This window comes from Ligilactobacillus equi DSM 15833 = JCM 10991 (genome assembly GCF_000615765.1).
In the GTDB taxonomy this organism is placed as follows: domain Bacteria; phylum Bacillota; class Bacilli; order Lactobacillales; family Lactobacillaceae; genus Ligilactobacillus; species Ligilactobacillus equi.
The window spans coordinates 1-17,266 of record NZ_BAMI01000043.1 but is presented as its reverse complement, the minus strand read 5'-3'; the positions used below and the strand labels follow the sequence as shown (position 1 = coordinate 17,266).

The 17,266-nt window shown below is 41.3% G+C and carries 17 protein-coding genes and 1 pseudogene; 11 read left to right on the top strand and 7 right to left on the bottom strand.

The genetic code is table 11. The features are described 5' to 3' along the window. The first annotated feature begins 295 nt into the window (after window positions 1–295). The 9 genes and pseudogenes from JCM10991_RS13455 (at window position 296) to JCM10991_RS08770 (ending at window position 8,067) form a co-directional block, all read left to right on the top strand. Window positions 296–787, top strand: coding sequence for an FAD-binding protein (locus JCM10991_RS13455; RefSeq protein ID WP_025021212.1), 492 nt, complete (start codon window positions 296–298; stop codon window positions 785–787). A gap of 138 nt (window positions 788–925) precedes the next feature. Further along, window positions 926–1,773, top strand: a pseudogene (locus JCM10991_RS13450) (NAD(P)H-binding protein). A 48-nt stretch (window positions 1,774–1,821) separates the two neighbouring features. Continuing rightward, window positions 1,822–2,256: an Rrf2 family transcriptional regulator gene (locus JCM10991_RS08805; RefSeq protein ID WP_025021211.1), complete on the top strand. Its 435-nt coding sequence runs from the start codon at window positions 1,822–1,824 to the stop codon at window positions 2,254–2,256. A 398-nt stretch (window positions 2,257–2,654) separates the two neighbouring features. Beyond that, on the top strand, window positions 2,655–3,446 hold the full coding sequence (gene sufC / locus JCM10991_RS08795) for a Fe-S cluster assembly ATPase SufC (RefSeq protein WP_025021210.1): 792 nt from the start codon (window positions 2,655–2,657) through the stop codon (window positions 3,444–3,446). Between the two features lies 1 nt (window position 3,447). Beyond that, window positions 3,448–4,650: a Fe-S cluster assembly protein SufD gene (sufD, locus tag JCM10991_RS08790; RefSeq protein ID WP_025021209.1), complete on the top strand. Its 1,203-nt coding sequence runs from the start codon at window positions 3,448–3,450 to the stop codon at window positions 4,648–4,650. Continuing rightward, on the top strand, window positions 4,634–5,863 hold the full coding sequence (locus JCM10991_RS08785; protein ID WP_025021208.1) for a cysteine desulfurase: 1,230 nt from the start codon (window positions 4,634–4,636) through the stop codon (window positions 5,861–5,863). Before sufD ends, JCM10991_RS08785 begins: the two co-directional genes overlap by 17 nt. Next, entirely contained in the window at window positions 5,853–6,290 is a 438-nt protein-coding gene (gene sufU / locus JCM10991_RS08780) for a Fe-S cluster assembly sulfur transfer protein SufU (RefSeq protein ID WP_025021207.1), read from the top strand. The genes JCM10991_RS08785 and sufU overlap by 11 nt, the downstream gene beginning before the upstream one ends. Continuing rightward, the gene (gene sufB, locus JCM10991_RS08775; protein ID WP_051527999.1) at window positions 6,290–7,723 is read left to right on the top strand and encodes a Fe-S cluster assembly protein SufB; all 1,434 of its coding nucleotides are present in this window, start codon (window positions 6,290–6,292) and stop codon (window positions 7,721–7,723) included. Before sufU ends, sufB begins: the two co-directional genes overlap by 1 nt. Before the next feature lie 29 nt (window positions 7,724–7,752). After that, window positions 7,753–8,067, top strand: a complete 315-nt coding sequence (locus JCM10991_RS08770) for a metal-sulfur cluster assembly factor (RefSeq protein WP_025021205.1) — start codon at window positions 7,753–7,755, stop codon at window positions 8,065–8,067. A 112-nt stretch (window positions 8,068–8,179) separates the two neighbouring features. On the opposite strand, the gene JCM10991_RS16190 is transcribed toward JCM10991_RS08770, so the two are convergent. The 7 genes from JCM10991_RS16190 to argC form a co-directional block, all read right to left on the bottom strand. Next, complete coding sequence (locus JCM10991_RS16190; protein WP_263640304.1) at window positions 8,180–8,305, bottom strand: hypothetical protein; 126 nt, start codon at window positions 8,303–8,305, stop codon at window positions 8,180–8,182. Between the two features lie 257 nt (window positions 8,306–8,562). Then, entirely contained in the window at window positions 8,563–8,706 is a 144-nt protein-coding gene (locus JCM10991_RS14935; protein ID WP_081781982.1) for a ribbon-helix-helix domain-containing protein, read from the bottom strand. Window positions 8,707–8,835: 129 nt separating this feature from the next. Further along, window positions 8,836–9,891 (bottom strand): ornithine carbamoyltransferase, encoded by a 1,056-nt coding sequence (argF, locus tag JCM10991_RS08755; protein ID WP_025021204.1) that lies wholly within the window; start codon window positions 9,889–9,891, stop codon window positions 8,836–8,838. Then, window positions 9,884–11,053, bottom strand: coding sequence for an acetylornithine transaminase (argD, locus tag JCM10991_RS08750; RefSeq protein ID WP_025021203.1), 1,170 nt, complete (start codon window positions 11,051–11,053; stop codon window positions 9,884–9,886). Before argD ends, argF begins: the two co-directional genes overlap by 8 nt. A gap of 8 nt (window positions 11,054–11,061) precedes the next feature. Further along, on the bottom strand, window positions 11,062–11,793 hold the full coding sequence (gene argB / locus JCM10991_RS08745) for an acetylglutamate kinase (protein ID WP_025021202.1): 732 nt from the start codon (window positions 11,791–11,793) through the stop codon (window positions 11,062–11,064). 13 nt (window positions 11,794–11,806) lie between these two features. Continuing rightward, window positions 11,807–12,991: a bifunctional glutamate N-acetyltransferase/amino-acid acetyltransferase ArgJ gene (gene argJ, locus JCM10991_RS08740; RefSeq protein WP_025021201.1), complete on the bottom strand. Its 1,185-nt coding sequence runs from the start codon at window positions 12,989–12,991 to the stop codon at window positions 11,807–11,809. An 18-nt stretch (window positions 12,992–13,009) separates the two neighbouring features. Beyond that, the gene (argC, locus tag JCM10991_RS08735) at window positions 13,010–14,035 is read right to left on the bottom strand and encodes an N-acetyl-gamma-glutamyl-phosphate reductase (RefSeq protein ID WP_025021200.1); all 1,026 of its coding nucleotides are present in this window, start codon (window positions 14,033–14,035) and stop codon (window positions 13,010–13,012) included. 265 nt (window positions 14,036–14,300) lie between these two features. Here argC and JCM10991_RS08730 point away from each other — a divergent pair, with 265 nt between their 5' ends. Beyond that, entirely contained in the window at window positions 14,301–15,509 is a 1,209-nt protein-coding gene (locus JCM10991_RS08730; RefSeq protein ID WP_025021199.1) for an argininosuccinate synthase, read from the top strand. Window positions 15,510–15,511: 2 nt separating this feature from the next. Continuing rightward, window positions 15,512–16,891: an argininosuccinate lyase gene (gene argH / locus JCM10991_RS08725; RefSeq protein WP_025021198.1), complete on the top strand. Its 1,380-nt coding sequence runs from the start codon at window positions 15,512–15,514 to the stop codon at window positions 16,889–16,891. Window positions 16,892–17,266 lie beyond the last annotated feature (375 nt).

Here is a 17,266-nt window from a genome sequence, read left to right as displayed (position 1 = left end):
ATTGAGCAATCAACTTGTTAGTAACAAAGGGGGCTTGTCAACCACCCAAACGTAGCCACATTAAGGTAGGAGATTAGGCTTGCCTAACCGTTTGAACTACTGACACGCAAGTGTCGTGAGTTACAAGCCCCCGAACTTGTTCGGGGGTAGTTGACGCGGTAATTTGGGATGATAATTATGGCGAATACGCCAAGCAATTCCACACTTTAGGCTGTGCTCGGGTAGGTTTCCCAGGCTACATGGCCAGTGCTGAAAAATTGATGGAAGATACCCAACAATATGTCGATAAGGCTTGGTGGTTAAGGCTGATACCATTGAAGAGTTAGCCGAAAAGCTCCACTTGCCAGTTGAAAATCTGAAAAAGACGGTGGCCCGCAATAATGAATTGGTGGTGGCCAATATGGATAAAGATTTCGGTAAGGAACCTTACCGCTTGACGCCAGTGGATAAGAAGCCATTCTATGGATGTATCTTAGGGGGCCGCATCTTGTGTACCTTTGACGGTTTGCGGGTTAACAATGATATGCAAGTAGTCAATGACAAGTATGAACCAATCAAGCACCTTTATGCGGCGGGCAATGATAGTGGTGGTTTCTTCTTTGGTAGCTATCCTGATCGCGTGCCAGGTTTAGCAGCGAGCCATGCCCAAACTTTCGGTCGTTTGGCAGGCCGTCACGCTGCAACGGGGAGCATTGTCTTGGGAGAAACGGCAGTTCCAGCAACAAGTGCCCCGGTGAAAAATATGCAAGTAGATGTTGACGAAACATCAGGTGCTTCGCAACATTAAATTAAAAGTGCTAGTAATCAACTTTTTAGATGATTGCTAGCACTTTTTTAATGTCATGGTCAAAAAGTTGTTGACTTTAAAATAACATGTGGTATTATATTCTTGTAAATAATAAAACAATAAGTGAGGAAAAAGAATATGAAATATGCAATTACTGCAGCTACTGGTAACTTTGGTAAAATAGCCGTTAAGAAATTAGCGGATTTAGTTGGGCAAGATAATGTGATTGTTATCGCACGAAATGAAGAAAAAGCTACCCAAATGTTTCCAGGGTTTGAAGTTCGGCAAGCGGCTTATGATGAAGTTGACCCTTTAGTACAAGCTTTAACGGGGCTGATCGCGTGCTTTTCATTTCATCGCAACCGGGGCAAGCGATTCCTCGGAGTCAGCAACATGAAAATGTAGTCACAGCTTTAAAACAAGCTGGCGTTTCTTATGTAGCATACACCGGCTTTGCTCACGCCCAAGAATCACCAAATGCTTTAGCTAGCGACCACCAGTTAACAGAAAAACTCTTAGCAGATTCTGGCTTGAATTACAGTATCTTACGGAACAACTGGTATTTAGAAAATGAAATTAACTTCTTGAAAGCAGGTTCTGAAGGGAAACAAATTACTTACTGGGCTAGCGATAAAGCCGGTTGGGCTTTGGAAAGAGAATACGCTGAAGCAGCAGTTAAGGTTTTAGTTAGTGAAAATCCTAAGCAAGTTTATGAATTTGCAGGTCCAATCCGTTCCTATGCTCAATTAGCGCAAGCTTTGCAAGAAGCAACTGGAAAAGAATTTGACGTGGCTCATTTGACAGAAGCTGCCTATGTGGATGATTTGGTGACTTCAGGCTTGGACCAAGCGACGGCCGAACTCTTTGCTTCCTTCCAAGCCCCAATTGCAGATGGTTCCTTGAATCATCCTGAAAATGATTTAGAAGAGGTCTTAGGTCATCCAGTAACCGATTTGGTGGAAGCTATCAAAGAAGTGCTTGCCTAAAGATTCTTTGTTATAATGGAAGGATAAGTTTGTAAAAAGGTGGTCAGAATGAAATTTTCTTATAAATTAAGTGATGCTATCCATATTTTAGCTTATCTGGAAATTAACCAAAATGATGCGGATTTATCTAGTCGCATGATTGCCTCGAGTATTGAGGCAAATCCGAGTGTGGTTCGTAATTTAATGCGAGACTTGAAGGCTGGGGGTATGATTAATACCCGACAAGGTAGCGCACGGCCAAGTTTAGCCAAGGATCCGGCGAAGATTAGCTTACTAGAGGTTTACCAGGCTTTAGATATGAATCAAAATCTGCTCCATGTGGATCCTAAAACCAACCCTAACTGTCTGGTGGGGGCTAATATTCAAGCTACGCTAGATGAGGCTTACCGGCGAGTTGAGGAAGCAGCTTTTCAGGAAATGGCCCAAGTTACCATCCAAGACATTGTGGATGGGATTGTGAAACGTAGTAATAATGTAAAATAGTTTTGTACACAAAAGTCTGTGGGTAATTGATTTACCCGCAGACTTTTTTTAGTGGTCAAAAATACAGTATAATAATTTGGTAGTTTGCCTGTGTAATTTTTGGGATTCTGTATATACTTTGGTACAATAAATATATTACGAGGAAGTGTGTTATGCCGCAATTTAAGACAACCGTTTTTAAGAAATTTTAGAAAGGAGTTTTACTCAAAATAAAGAAGCATTAGACTTTTCAAAGGATAAATAGGGGAAGCTCATGACGTATTCAACTGCCGAAGAGATAATAAAGATTAATGAAAAAACGATAGTAGAAGCAGACGAGGGCTTAATTTCTATTAACAAGTTTGAGGAACAAAAAAGTAACCTTTATAAGCACCTAAAATAAGAAATGAGGGATTACGGTGGTACAACTAACTGTTAAAAATTTACATGTAAATATTGAAGGAAAGGAAATCTTAAAAGGATTAAACCTTGACATTCCTGCTGGGGAAATTCATGCCATCATGGGACCTAATGGAACTGGGAAGTCAACTTTAGCTTCAACGATTATGGGTGACCCTAAATTTGAAGTTACGCAAGGAGATATCTTACTTGACGGTCAGTCTATTTTGGAGCTTGAAGTTGATGAACGAGCTCGTTTAGGGCTTTTCCAAACCATGCAATATCCAACTGAAATTCCCGGTGTGACAAATGCTGATTTTATTCGGGGGGCGATTGAAGCTCGCCGGTCGGATGAAGAAAAAGGGTCTTTAGTAGCTTTTTATCGCCAATTTGCTAAAGAATTGGCTGAAAAAATGAATTTCTTAGATATGAAACCTGAAATGGCGCAACGGTCTTTAAATCAAGGCTTTTCTGGTGGGGAAAAGAAGCGTAATGAAATTTTACAAATGATGATGATTAAACCTAAGATTGCCATGCTTGATGAAATTGATTCTGGACTAGACATTGATGCTTTGCGGGTTGTTTCCAAAGGGGTTAATGCTATGCGCTCGGATGATTTCAGTGCTTTAGTTATCACGCACTATCAACGCCTTTTAAACTACATCAAACCTGACGTTATCCACGTTATGATGGATGGACGGATTGTTAAGACTGGTGGTCCTGATTTAGCCTTAAAACTTGAAGCAGAAGGGTATGTCGGTCTTAGAGATGAACTTGGTTTAGAGATTGAACTTACGGACGAAGGTGAATAAGATGAGCTGGCTTGAAAAAAGAAGACAAGAAGTCTTAGAAGTATTACCAACTTTAAAAAATCCTTCTTTTGCAAAGATTGACTATAGTGATTGGGGCTTAAATATGGCTGAAGTTGCCCCTTTCAGCGCTACTCCTGTAGTTGCAGATGATGCGAGCCAAACAATTATTCAAGTTGATGGTCATCTTCAAAAAAATGTCCTTCCTAAAGAACTACTAGCTGCCGGGGTAATTGTTTGTGATTGGCAAGAGGCTTTGAATAAACATAGTGATTTACTTGCAGAGTACTTTATGACTAAGGCCAGTGATCCTAAAGAAAACCAACTTTTGGCGGAACACTTTTTGAATCTTCAAGGCGGGCTATTTATTTATGTTCCTAAAAATGTGCGCCTAAAAAAGCCTTTAACCGTTACTTTTTATCAACATAGTGCGGAATATGTCCACCACCTTTTGATTGTTGCCGGACAAAATAGTGAATTTACTTACTTTGAAAACCGCAAAAGCTTAGGTGAGAAAAAATCCTGCGCAAATATTATTGAAGAAGTGGTAGCCTTAACTAATAGTAAAGTGAAATTCATTGCGGTTGACCGCTTGGCTAAACAAACGACGGCTTACTTAAAACGTATCTCCACGGTTGGTCGGGACGCAGAAGTTGATTGGGCCTTGGGATGTTTAAATGACGGTAATGTAGTTAATGATTTTGATTCAGATTTAAAGGGAATTGGTGCTCAAGGTATCAGCAAGGTAATTGCTATTACGACTGACTCTCAAAAGCAAGGCGTTGAAACGAAGGTTACCAATTACGGACAAAATACTTACGCCCGCATCTTTCAACATGGGGTCTTATTAGGAGAGTCTGGTTTGGTCTTTAACGGAATCGGACATATTTTAAATGGGGCTCATGGTAGTGACTCTCAGCAAGAAAACCGGGTCTTGATGTTATCTGACCATGCTCGTGGCGATGCCAACCCTATTCTATTAATTGATGATAATGAAGTTAACGCCGGTCATGCCGCTTCTGTTGGGCAAGTTGATGAAGAGCAATTATATTATCTTATGAGCCGAGGATATTCGCGTAAAGATGCCCAAAGATTGGTTGTTAGAGCCTTTTTGGGACCGGTGATTGACGAACTTCCTTTACCAGAATTTCGTGCCGAGCTCAGTGAGCTGGTAGAAAGGAAGGTTTATGATGGTCAGTATAAGTGATAACATCAAAAAAGATTTTCCTTTACTTCAAAGTAAGATGCATGGGCAAGAACTAGTTTATCTAGACAATGCTGCCACTACCCAAAAACCTCAAGTGGTGCTTGATAAACTGCTAGCTTACTATCAAAATGACAATGCTAACGTTTACCGCGGGGTGTATGATCTCTCCCAAAGAGCAACCAATGCTTACGCACAGGCGCGAAAAAAAGTGGCCCAGTTCTTAAATGCGCCGAAAGTTGAAGAAATCATTTTTACCAAGGGGACGACGCAATCTCTGAACTTTATCGCAGCGGGCTTTGGAATGAATAATTTTCAAGCGGGTCAAGAAATTGTCCTATCTTGTGCGGAACACCATAGTAATCTAGTTCCTTGGCAAAATCTCGCAAAGAAAAAGGGCTTAAAACTTGTTTACATTGATTTAAACACTGATGGAAGTTTAGATTTAAAGGATGCCGATAAAAAGATTGGTCAAAAAACAGCCTTAGTGGCCATCAACCACGTTTCCAATGTCTTAGGGACAATTAATGATGTCAAATCTTTGGCAAACTTAGCTCATAAAAATGGAGCCTTGATTGCGGTGGATGGAGCTCAAGCAGCTCCTCACATGAAAGTCGATTTAAAAAACTTAGACCTTGATTTTTATGCATTTTCCGGGCATAAAATGTTAGGTCCAACTGGAATTGGTGTCTTATGGGCTAAAAGTGACCTTCTGGATGCGATGACGCCCCTTGAATTTGGAGGAGAGATGATTGACGAGGTTGGCTTATATGAAACCAGCTATGCTAAAGCTCCCTATAAATTTGAGGGGGGCACGCCTAATATTGCTGGTGCGATTGGTTTAGGGGTAGCAATCGACTACTTGACTGAATTAGGAATGGATAACATTCAAGCTTATGAAGAAAAATTAGTCACTTACCTCATAAATCGTCTACAAGAAATTGAAGGTTTAGAGATTTATGGACCTAAAAAACGGGTTTCAGGAATTGTTTCCTTTAATCTTAAAGGTCTTCATCCGCATGACTTAGCTACCGTTCTTGATATGCAAGGGATTGCTGTGCGGGCGGGTCATCACTGCGCCCAACCGCTGATGGCTTGGCTTGATGTCCCAGCTTGTGCAAGAGCAAGTCTGTATTTTTACAATACTAAAGAGGACTGTGATAAGTTAGTTACAGGAATTATCAAAGCAAAGGAGTTTTTTGAAAATGGCTTTTGATGACCTACAAAACCTATACCGACAAGTGATTTTAGAAAGTGCAATGCATCCCCACCATTATGGGCATTTGGAAAAATTTACGCATAAGATTCATTTAAAAAATCCGACTTGTGGTGATAGCTTAGACCTTGAAGTTTTACTAAAAGACGGCAAGGTTAAAAATCTGGCTTTTAGTGGGCAAGGGTGTACGATTTCTAAGGCGTCAGCTTCTTTAATGACGGATGTTGTTATGAATAAGAGTTGCGAAGAAATCAAACGTACTGTCTTGGCTTTTTCAGATATGGTTACTGGCAAAGAAGGCTTTGATGAAGAAACTTTAGGAGATGCGCTTCTATTAGAAGGAGTTAAAGACTTTCCAGCCCGGATTAAATGTGCAACCCTGGCCTGGAAGGGGATTTACCAAGCAATCGAAGAAGGTGAAAAGTAATGGATGAAAAGAAATTAGAAGAAAAAGTCCAAATTGATGACGAAATCAAAGCCATCGGAAATGACTACAAATATGGATTTAAAGATAATTTCACTCCCTTGATGACTACGGGGAAGGGTTTGTCAAAAGACGTTATCAAAAAGATTTCTCAAGCTAAAAACGAACCCGACTGGATGTTAGCTTTTCGGTTGAAAGCTTATGATATTTATAAAAGGTTAGAAATGCCTAAACATGGTCCAGACCTAAGTGAACTTGATTTGGATAAAATTGTTTACTTTCAAAGACCGACTGATCATGTGGCGCGGTCCTGGGATGATGTTCCTGATGAAATCAAAGAGACTTTTGATAAATTGGGTGTTCCAGAAGCTGAAAGACAATACTTAGCCGGGTCCTCAGCTCAATACGAATCAGAGGTAGTTTACCGCAGTATGAAAAAAGAATTTGACAAGTTAGGTATTGTTTTCACAGATATGGATTCTGCTGTTCAAGAATATCCTGACTTGGTACGTCAATACTTTGGCAAACTTGTCCCACCAGATGATAATAAGTTGGCAGCCTTAAACTCTGCGGTCTGGTCAGGGGGGACTTTCATCTATGTTCCAGCAGGTGTAAAACTTGATGTACCTGTTCAAAGTTATTTCCGAATTAATGCTGGAAACTCTGGTCAATTTGAACGGACTTTAATTATTGTTGATAAGGACGCGAAAATTAACTATGTTGAAGGATGTACCGCGCCTAACTATTCTGAAGACAGTTTGCATGCAGCCGTGGTTGAAGTAAATGTCCTTGAAGATGGCTACTGTCGTTATACCACTATCCAAAATTGGTCCAACAATGTTTACAGTTTGGAAACTAAACGTGCCATAACTTCTAAAAATTCCACGATGGAATGGGTGGACGGAAACCTTGGTTCGAAGGTAACCATGAAATATCCAAGCGTCTATCTAAATGGAGAAGGTTCTCATGGAACCATGTTGTCAATCGCGTTTGCCGGTAAAAATATTCATTCTGATACTGGGGCGCGTATGATTCACAATGCTAAAAATACTTCTTCATCAATTGTTTCTAAATCTTTATGTAAAGACGGTGGGCGGGTTGACTATCGCGGCCAGGTGGTTTTCAACGAAGAATCCAAAGGGTCTAAGTCTCACGTTGAATGTGATACGATCATCATGGATGACCTTTCTGCTAGTGATACTATTCCTTATAATGAGGTCAAAAATGCCCAAGTTTCTATGGAACATGAGGCTAAAGTTTCTAAGATTTCGGAAGATCAACTTTACTACCTTATGAGTCGTGGCGTTTCCGAACAAAAAGCCACTGAAATGATTGTTATGGGCTTTTTGGAACCATTTACTAAAGAGCTCCCAATGGAATACGCTGTTGAGTTGAACCGCTTAATCAAGTATCAAATGGTTGGTTCTGTGGGATAGGCATTGTGCAATAAAATGAGGTGACTTTCATGACAGAAAACGAAGAAAAAGTAGTTCAAGCAGTCTTAGCCAACTTAAAGGAAGTTATCGACCCGGAACTTGGAGTAGATATTGTTGATTTAGGTTTAATCTATGAAATTAAAATTGAAGCTAAGGTTTGCACAGTAGAGATGACTTTAACCACGATGGGCTGTCCTGTAGGAGAACTTTTAGCAAGTAATATTAAGGCGGCTGTTTTAGCGGTTGAAGGTATTGACGAATGCAAAATTGACCTGGTTTGGTCCCCGGCTTGGTCTATGGACCGAATGAGCTTAGAAGCTAAAATCGCATTGGGTATTGTTTAGTCATCTAAAGGCTAGGAAATAACTAGCTTTTCTGAAAAAATCAAAAACCTTAAGAAATCAAATTTCTTAAGGTTTTTCAAGTATAAGTTTTTTTAGCCTTAGTATAAGCTAATTATTTTAGTGACGAATCTGTTGGTTTAGTTAATTCCATTAGTAGCGAGACAGCATCTTCTAAGCTACATTGTCTTTCGGCCATAACCTTGTGTACTAATTCTTCTGTTGAAAGTTGTTCTAACATAATTGCACCCTCCGCTTCCGTTAAACGCTATTAACAATTCTAACACAAAAATTCTTCTTATGGCGGGTGAATAAACTATCAAAATTTAAGTAAACAAGGTAAACCTAAGGAAAATAAGCTTACATACGAAATAAAAAAATTTGCTATCAAAAGTATGCAGATAAAATTGTATATAATTATGCAGTTTAATGAAAAAGGAGCGTAAATCCTCCTACTTTAGTGGAGGGATTTATGCTCCCCTTAATAGCTTGTAAGAGCTATTTTGTTTTATCTAAATATTCTTTAGCTAATTTAGATAATATTTCTGAAACAGATGAATGTTCCTTGACTGCTTGTATTTTTAATCTATCATTAAGTTCAACGCTCATATAGATGTTTACTCTTTTTTTATCTTCAGCCATAGCGCTCTCCTTGTGTAATTGAGTATGTTTTAACCATAATATAACTATACTAAATAAGGAGGTGAAAATCAATAAAAATAATAGCTTAACTTAGTTATCACTATGGATTAAAAGCTAAAATTTATCCATTTACTCAACAAAATTTTCGGATGATTTTAAACGGTCATTGAAAAATTCTTTGGGGATGAAGAGTTCGCCTAAAGTGGCGGCCATGATAGCTTTAATGGAGTGGAGACGGTTTTCTGCTTCTTGGAAAACGTAAGATTGTTGGCCTAAGAAGACTTCATCGGTAATTTCTAGTTCACTACGACCAAATTCGTTGGCCAACTTTTGGCCTTGACTGGTATTTTGGTCATGGTAAGCCGGTAGGCAGTGGAGGACGATGGTGGTACTCTTACCACTAGCAGCTAGAAGTTCTTGGTTAACCTGGTAAGGTAACAGTTGGCTAATTCTTTCCTTGGGGTCCACGTTTTCTCCCATAGAAATCCAGACATCGGTGTAGATGGCATCCGTACCTTGGACAGCTTCTTTGGGGTCGTCAGTAATTAAGATTTCAGCTCCGCTTAGTTGGGCTTGTTTTTGGGCTAAGGCGACGATTTCAGGAGCGGGTTGGAGGTCTTGGGGCGCACCAAGCTTGAAGTTAACACCTAAAATAGCAGAGGTTACCAAAAGACTATTAGCCATGTTATTGCGCCCATCTCCAACATAAGTTAAAGTCAGGCCTTCAAGTTTACCGAAAACTTCTTTAAGGGTCATAAAGTCAGCGATCATCTGAGTGGGGTGCCAGTCATCAGTCAGTCCATTCCAGACGGGTACCCCGCTATAACGGGCCAGGTCTTCGACATGGCTTTGTTTGAAGCCACGAAATTCTAAGCCATCAAACATAGATCCTAAAACCTTGGCGGTGTCGGCGACAGATTCTTTGTTGCCTAGCTGGATGTCGTTTTTACCGAGAAATTCGGGATGAGCCCCCAAGTTATTAGCGGCAACGGTAAAGGCACTGCGGGTTCGGGTGGAAGTTTTTTCAAATAAGAGGGCGATGTTTTTGCCTTGGAGGTAAGGGTGGGGGATATTTTTTTGCTTGAGCTCCTTGAGGTGGAGGGCAAAATCAATTAAGTAATTTAGTTCGGCTTGGTTGAAGTCGATTTCTTTCAGCCAGGATTTTTGGTAAAAGTGATTATTCATTGGCAGTTCCTTTCTTAGCATAATTAACGAGGGTTTCTTGAATTAGGTCGCAACCAGCCATGAGCTTAGAAGCGGGCATAGTTAATGGTGGTAAGAGACGCAAAGTATTATTCTTAGCAGAGATTGTCAATAGCCTAGCGGCTTGTAAGTCTAAGATTACTTGACCAACAGGAACAGTTTCTTTTAAGTGAATTCCTTGAATCATCCCCAAACCAGTAATATCAGTAACACAATCTAGCTGAGTAAGTTTATCTTGGAGATAAGTACTGAAGAAATGACCTTTTTCATGGACACAGGCCAGGAAGTCCTGGTCCATAATTTGAAGAACTTCTTTAGCAGCGGCCATGGCTAAAGGATTGCCAGCAAAAGTCGAACCATGACTACCGGGACCAAAGGCGGAGGCTAGTTTAGCTTTTCCGACCATGGCACCGACAGGAATTCCGTTAGCTAAACCTTTAGCTAGGGTGAAAATATCGGGTTCGATGCCGAATTGTTGAAAGGCATACTTACTACCAGTCCGTCCCATTCCTGTTTGAACTTCATCAACAATTAACAAGACACCACTTTCTTGGCACTTCGCAGCCACGGCTTGGAGCCAGTCAGCGTCAGCGACGTTTACCCCGCCTTCACCTTGGATGACTTCTAGCATGACTGCGGCTAAATCTGGAGTGATAAGGTCTAGGGCAGCGGAATTGTTGAATTGTGCATAGATTACCCCGGGTAACATTTCTCCGAAGCCAACTTTGATAGCGGAATTTCCAGTAACGGAGAGAGAACCATAGCTTCGGCCGTGGAAGGAGTGGTCAAAAGCTAAGATAGTTTGCTTGCCGCTGGATTTACGGGCGAGTTTTAAAGCTGCTTCGTTAGCTTCAGTACCAGAATTGCAAAAACTAACCAGATAACTTTCGTCTGGAACTAACATAGTAGCAACGGCTTCTTGAAGTTGACTATTGTAAAGGTTAGAAGTATGCCAAACCTGGTTTAATTGTTGCGCAACGGCTTGGTTTAAAATTGGGTGGTTGTACCCCAGGTTGCAGACCCCAATTCCACTGGTAAAGTCCAGATAATTTTTGCCATTTTGGTCACTTAGGGTGTAACCATCGCCAGCGACAATTTCAAAAGGAAAACGGTTGTAAGTTGGAAAAATATGTTGCATAAAAATCACCTCAATTATTGAATACTGGTTCCGCTCGCTTGGAGGGTGTTGGTAATAAAAACGTGCTGGACGCCGGCGTGTTTGGCTTGGAAGGCGGCCTTGATTTTAGGCTGCATACCAGCGGTAATAACTTCTTTTTGGCAGAGGGCTAAGGCTTCTTTTTGATTCAAAGAAGGTAGAACCTGGCCTTGATTTAAGACACCGGCAACGTCGGTTAATAAGTAAAGTTGTTTAACTTGTAACATAGCGGCTAAATTACAAGCTGCCTGGTCGGCGTTGACATTGAGCCAGTGGCCGTCAGGCGTGAGAGCCAGGGGAGCCAGGATTAAAATATCACTGTCGAAGTTTAAGAGGGCTTCGTGATTGGCTTGGGTGATGGTCCCGACATAACCGTAAGTCTCAAAATCTAGGAATTCACCAGTTAAAAGGTGGTTCATAGCGGCATTTTGGCAAGTTACGCTGAAGCCGGCCTGGCTGAGTTTTTGAGCTAAGAGGGGCTGCATATGTCCCAAAAGCACCATTTTGGTAACTTTTAGAGTCGCTTCATCGGTTACACGGATACCGGCGACTTTTTTAACCGGTAAGTTAAGTTGGGTGCTGAGGTCTGAAATCATAGCCCCCCCGCCGTGTAGGAGGATGATTTTGTGACCAGCAGCTTTGAGAGCATGTAATTGTTGAAAAAAGGTGGCGGATAAATCTAAGAGGGCGTTGCCGCCGAGTTTGATAATGACTAAATCTTGGTGCATAAAAATTCCTCCCCTAGCTCCGGTAAGAAGCGTTGATTTGAACGTAGTCATAGGTTAAGTCACAACCCCAGGCTTGCCCTTGGGCGGACCCATTGTTGAGGTTAACGTCGATGGTAATTTTATCAGCACTTAAAGTGGCTTTGAGTTCGGCTTCGTCAAAAGCCAATCCCAGGCTGTGGTGGACCACGGGGTGACCGTTGAGACTGATATCGACAGTTTGAGGATTAATAGGTACGGAGCTAGCCCCGATGGTGGAGATAATTCGTCCCCAGTTGGCATCTTGGCCAAAAATAGCGGCCTTAACCAGGTTGGAGCCGACGATTTCCTTGGCAATTTGTTGGGCGCCCCTAGCTGTTTGAGCTCCGTTAACATTGGCTTCCACTAATTTAGTGGCTCCTTCGCCATCCCGGGCGATTTCTTGAGCTAAATGGGTTAAAACTTGGTGGAGGGCGTCCTTGAAGCTTTGGTAAGCTGGTGTCGCTGGTAAAATTTGTGGTGCTTGGCTGTGACCGTTAGCCATGACCAAGACCATATCATTTGTTGAGGTATCACCGTCAACGGTAATTTGGTTAAAGGTTTGGTTAACTTCTTCGTTTAAGAGGGCTTGTAAATCAAGGCCGTCAATAGTAACGTCGGTAGTAACAAAGCCCAGCATGGTCGCCATTTTAGGATGAATCATTCCAGATCCCTTAGCAAATCCTGTCATTAAACAAGTGTGGCCTTCAATTTCGAATTCTAACGTGATGGTTTTGGGATGGGTGTCGGTGGTTAAAATCGCTTGGCAAATATTGGCCGAAGTCGTGTGGGTCAATTGGTCGATACCAGCGGCAATCTTATCCATAGGCAAGAAGGCCCCGATTAAACCTGTAGAAGCAACCCCGACTAAATTAGGACGAATACCTAATTTAGCAGCGACCATGTCTTGTTCAGCGTAGGCGTCGTCAATCCCTTGTTGACCGGTGCAGGAGTTAGCAATGGCGGAATTGACAATCAAGGCTTGAAGTTGATGGTTTTCGGATACAATTTTTTTACATAAAGCTGTAGGTGCAGCGCAGAATTGGTTGGTGGTGTAAACTCCGGCACAAGCCGCAGGAGTCTCGGAAACGAGCCAGCCAAAGTCAAGTTTCTTTTTTCTGAGGCCAATGTGAAGCCCATCGCTAGTGAAGCCTTGAGGCCATTTAAAATCAATTTCTTTCATATCTTTGAATCCTTTCGTTTAGAAAAATGTTGGTAAAGCAGTTAAACCGGTTTCGAGGGGAAAACCGCATAATAAGTTCATATTTTGGATGGCTTGGCTGCTGGCACCTTTCATTAGGTTGTCGATTACACTACAGATAAAAATCGTATGGCTTGCTTCATCATAGGCCAAGCCAATATCGGTGTAGTTTGAATAAGCCACTTCTTTAAGACTAGGGAAGCCATCTTTTAAGACACGGACGAAGGGTTTATCTTGGTAGAAGTCCGCGAAAGTTTGGTAAAGCTCAGCTTGGCTGAGAGGCTTTTTAGGTTTGGCATAAACCGAAGCCATAATTCCCCGCGTAACGGGAATTAAAGTTGTTGTGAACTGCAAGGTTTTGAATGCTGGTTGCCATGTTTGGAGTTCCTGAATGATTTCCGGAATGTGTTGGTGTTGGTTTACTTTATATGGAAGTGAATTTTCATTAATATAGGCATAATGCGAAGAGGTCGTTAGTTTTTTACCCGCCCCTGAAAGCCCTGATTTAGCATCGACAATCAAAGAGTCAAGGTCAATTAAGTCGGCAGCTAATAAAGGAATTGTGGCTAGCAAGGTCGCTGTGGCATAGCAACCAGGGTTAGCGATGTAATTACTTTGAGGCTGTCTTAAATCCGCTAAATTATAGCAAGCGGCCTGCAAAGCTTGGTTTGGAGCAGCGGGAGCTTGATAGTAGCGTTCGTAGTCAGCGGAGTTTTTAAGACGGAGATCTCCGGATAAATCAATCACGGGGAAATCAGCTTGGATAAAGTCTAAGGCCAATTGACTGGTAACTTTAGCTGGTGTAGCAAAGAAAACTAAGTCACATTCTTGCATAATATTCACAGATGAATATTCATGAATATGCAAACTGAGATGACGGAATCCCGGTAAAAGTGCTGCTAATTCATCATCATTAGGAGTAGATCGCCCGTACAAGCGGACTTCATCTACCTTTGGATGTTGTTTTAGGAGTTTAAACAGGGTGGCGCCGGTATAACCCGTCACCCCAACAAGTGCAATTTTCATTACATTCACCTCTACTTCTTAAGTTGATGAAATTCATATTAACGATATTTTATGCAAAAGTCAACCTAAAAATTCAATATTTTTGAATAAAAATTATAATATTGAGTATAAACAAAAATGAGATGGTTTCTCTATAGTAGAAAAAATATTTTGGGATATTTATACAAAAAACATTAAATATTTCTTGACTTTAATGCATAAACGATGTAAATTAAAAATATAGATTTCAGAATTAATGAATAAAAATGAAAAGAGGACTTATAATATGAAGAATGAAAAAATTATTTTAGCATATTCCGGTGGATTAGATACTTCAGTAGCCATTCCTTGGTTGAAAGATAAAGGTTACGATGTGATTGCATGCTGTATTGATGTTGGTGAACAAGATAAAGATCCACAATTTATTCATGATAAAGCTCTCAAGGTAGGGGCTAGTGAAGCTTATGTTTTAGATGCTAAAGAAGAATTTGCCAAAGACTACTTGATGTTTGCCTTACAAGCCAATGCAGTTTATGAAGGTATTTATCCATTGGTTTCTGCCTTGTCCCGGCCTTTGATTACCAAGAAATTAGTGGAATTAGCGCATGAAAAAGGTGCAACTGCTATTGCGCATGGGTGTACTGGGAAAGGTAACGACCAGGTCCGGTTTGAAGTTGCCATTCACGCCTTGGACCCAAGTTTGAAGGTTGAAGCGCCAATTCGGGATTGGCACTGGTCACGGGAAGAAGAAATTGCCTACGCTAAGGAACACGATGTACCTGTGCCAATCGACTTGGATAGTCCTTACTCTATTGACGCTAACATCTGGGGGCGGGCGAATGAAGCTGGTATTTTAGAAGATCCATGGGTCTCAGCGCCAGAAGATGCCTTTGATATGACCCAAGCCTTGGAAAATACGCCGGATACAGCAGATGAAATTGTCTTGACCTTTAAGAAGGGGATTCCAGTAGCTTTAAATGATGAACAAATGACACCGGCCCAAATCATTATGACTTTAAATAAATTAGCTGGTAAGCATGGCATTGGTCGGATTGACCACATCGAAAACCGTTTAGTTGGGATTAAGTCTCGGGAAGTTTACGAAGCACCGGCAGCCACCGTCTTATTGAAGGCTCACAAAGCTTTAGAAGACATTACCTTTGAACGTGATTTAGGTCACTACAAGCCTTTAATCGACCAAAAGATTGGGGAATTGATTTATAATGCTCTTTGGTTCTCACCATTAATGGAAGCCATGAAGGCCTTCGTGACGGAAAGTCAAAAAGTAGTTAACGGCCAAATCAAGTTAAAGCTTTTCAAGGGTAATATTATTATCTTAGGACGGAAGTCAGCGAACTCCTTATATGATAAGAACTTGGCTACCTATACTTCAGCCGACGAATTTGACCAAGAAGCAGCGCAAGGTTTCATTAAACTTTGGGGCTTACCAACGCAAGTTTCTGCTCAAGTGCAAGCGAAGAATCAAGGTGAATAATTATGGCAACGGATAAACTTTGGGGTGGGCGGTTTACCGCTGAGGCCTCCGACTGGGTACAAGCCTTTGGTGCCTCCATTCAATTCGACCAAGCCATGGCCGCTGAAGATTTAGAAGGCTCGCTGGCTCACGTAGCCATGTTAGGTCAGACCGGGATTTTAACAACGGAAGAAACCGCCCAAATTACGGCGGGTTTGCACAAGCTACAAACCAAATTGGCGCAAGGTGAGCTAGATTTTACCATTGCGAATGAAGATATTCACTTGAATTTGGAAAAAATTCTGACTGATGAAATTGGACCGGTAGCCGGTAAACTCCACACGGCACGGAGTCGTAACGATCAAGTGGCCACTGATTTGCACCTGTATTTGAAGAAACGTTTGGGAATGATTATTGCTGAACTTAAAGATTTTCAAGCTGTGCTTTTGAAGTTAGCCCAAGAAAATGTCGAGACTATTATGCCGGGTTACACGCACCTGCAACACGCACAACCTTTGTCTTATGCCCACTATCTCATGGCTTATTTCAATATGCTACAAAGAGATGTGGAGCGCTTTGAATTCAATTACCAACATACCGATATTTCACCTCTAGGGGCGGCTGCCTTGGCAGGGACGACTTTTCCCATTGACCGGGAATTTTCCGCCCAAAAGTTAGGTTTGACGGAGGTGTACCATAACAGTTTAGATGCTGTGTCCGACCGGGATTTTTCCTTGGAATTTCTCAGCAATGCCTCAATTTTGATGATGCACTTATCCCGTTTGTGTGAAGAAATCATTCTTTGGTCATCTTATGAATTTAATTACCTTCAACTCTCAGATGCCTATGCGACTGGTTCTTCAATTATGCCGCAAAAGAAAAATCCAGATATGGCAGAACTTGTCCGTGGGAAAACGGGGCGGGTTTATGGCAACCTCATGGGGCTTTTGACGGTTATGAAGTCTTTGCCTTTGGCCTACAATAAGGATATGCAAGAAGATAAAGAAGGGGTCTTTGACACGGTCAAGACGATCCTGCCAGCCATTAAGGTGCTGAAGGAAATGTTAGCGACGGCGACTATTAATAAGGAGAAGATGGCTCAAGCTACGCAAAGGGATTTCTCCAACGCTACGGAATTAGCCGACTATCTCGCTAATAAGGGGATGCCATTTAGACAGGCGCATGAAATTGTGGGAGAATTAGTGTTGTCTGGTCTTCAAACTGATACGATGTTACAGGAGATTCCTTTGGAGAAGTATCAAGAAATTTCACCTTTAATTGAAGCTGACGTCTATCAAGCTTTGGAAAGCAAGGTGGCCGTTGAAAGAAGAAACTCTTTAGGTGGCACTGGTTTTGCTCAAATCAAAGCCGAAATTATCCGTGCCCAGGAATTATTGAAATAGGGGAATAAAGCGCTAAAAAATAAAAAAGGTACTATCCGAAGATAGCACCTGGCACTTAATTATTCCTCAAGTAAAGACTTAAGTAACTTCTTAAGCACCTTTTTGACTGTACCTGTAGGCACAATGAAAATGACGAATAAAAGACGATTCATGAAGGAGTTTCCTTCCAGTGCTTTTAGGTAATCAGCCTACATGCACGAAGACCGCGTAAAGTTTTAGTAGACGAAATTGAATAAAAAAAGCCCCCTAGTGGTAAAATATAGTTGAAACAAATACTCTAGGAGGCTTTTTATTATGCTTAACACTACTATACAACAATAATTTGGTTCTGTCCTAAGTCATGACATAAAATTTTTAAGTTCAAGTATATTTGAT

Excerpts from the sequence above, each read along its gene's own strand:
- JCM10991_RS08805 (WP_025021211.1), top strand. The coding sequence starts at position 1,822 with ATGAAATTTTCTTATAAATTAAGTGATGCTATCCATATTTTAGCTTAT.
- sufD (WP_025021209.1), top strand. The coding sequence starts at position 3,448 with ATGAGCTGGCTTGAAAAAAGAAGACAAGAAGTCTTAGAAGTATTACCA.
- JCM10991_RS08785 (WP_025021208.1), top strand. The coding sequence starts at position 4,634 with ATGGTCAGTATAAGTGATAACATCAAAAAAGATTTTCCTTTACTTCAA.
- sufU (WP_025021207.1), top strand. The coding sequence starts at position 5,853 with ATGGCTTTTGATGACCTACAAAACCTATACCGACAAGTGATTTTAGAA.
- sufB (WP_051527999.1), top strand. The coding sequence starts at position 6,290 with ATGGATGAAAAGAAATTAGAAGAAAAAGTCCAAATTGATGACGAAATC.
- JCM10991_RS08770 (WP_025021205.1), top strand. The coding sequence starts at position 7,753 with ATGACAGAAAACGAAGAAAAAGTAGTTCAAGCAGTCTTAGCCAACTTA.
- JCM10991_RS16190 (WP_263640304.1), bottom strand. The coding sequence starts at position 8,305 with ATGTTAGAACAACTTTCAACAGAAGAATTAGTACACAAGGTTATGGCC.
- JCM10991_RS14935 (WP_081781982.1), bottom strand. The coding sequence starts at position 8,706 with ATGGCTGAAGATAAAAAAAGAGTAAACATCTATATGAGCGTTGAACTT.
- argF (WP_025021204.1), bottom strand. The coding sequence starts at position 9,891 with ATGAATAATCACTTTTACCAAAAATCCTGGCTGAAAGAAATCGACTTC.
- argB (WP_025021202.1), bottom strand. The coding sequence starts at position 11,793 with ATGCACCAAGATTTAGTCATTATCAAACTCGGCGGCAACGCCCTCTTA.
- argJ (WP_025021201.1), bottom strand. The coding sequence starts at position 12,991 with ATGAAAGAAATTGATTTTAAATGGCCTCAAGGCTTCACTAGCGATGGG.
- argC (WP_025021200.1), bottom strand. The coding sequence starts at position 14,035 with ATGAAAATTGCACTTGTTGGGGTGACGGGTTATACCGGCGCCACCCTG.
- JCM10991_RS08730 (WP_025021199.1), top strand. The coding sequence starts at position 14,301 with ATGAAGAATGAAAAAATTATTTTAGCATATTCCGGTGGATTAGATACT.
- argH (WP_025021198.1), top strand. The coding sequence starts at position 15,512 with ATGGCAACGGATAAACTTTGGGGTGGGCGGTTTACCGCTGAGGCCTCC.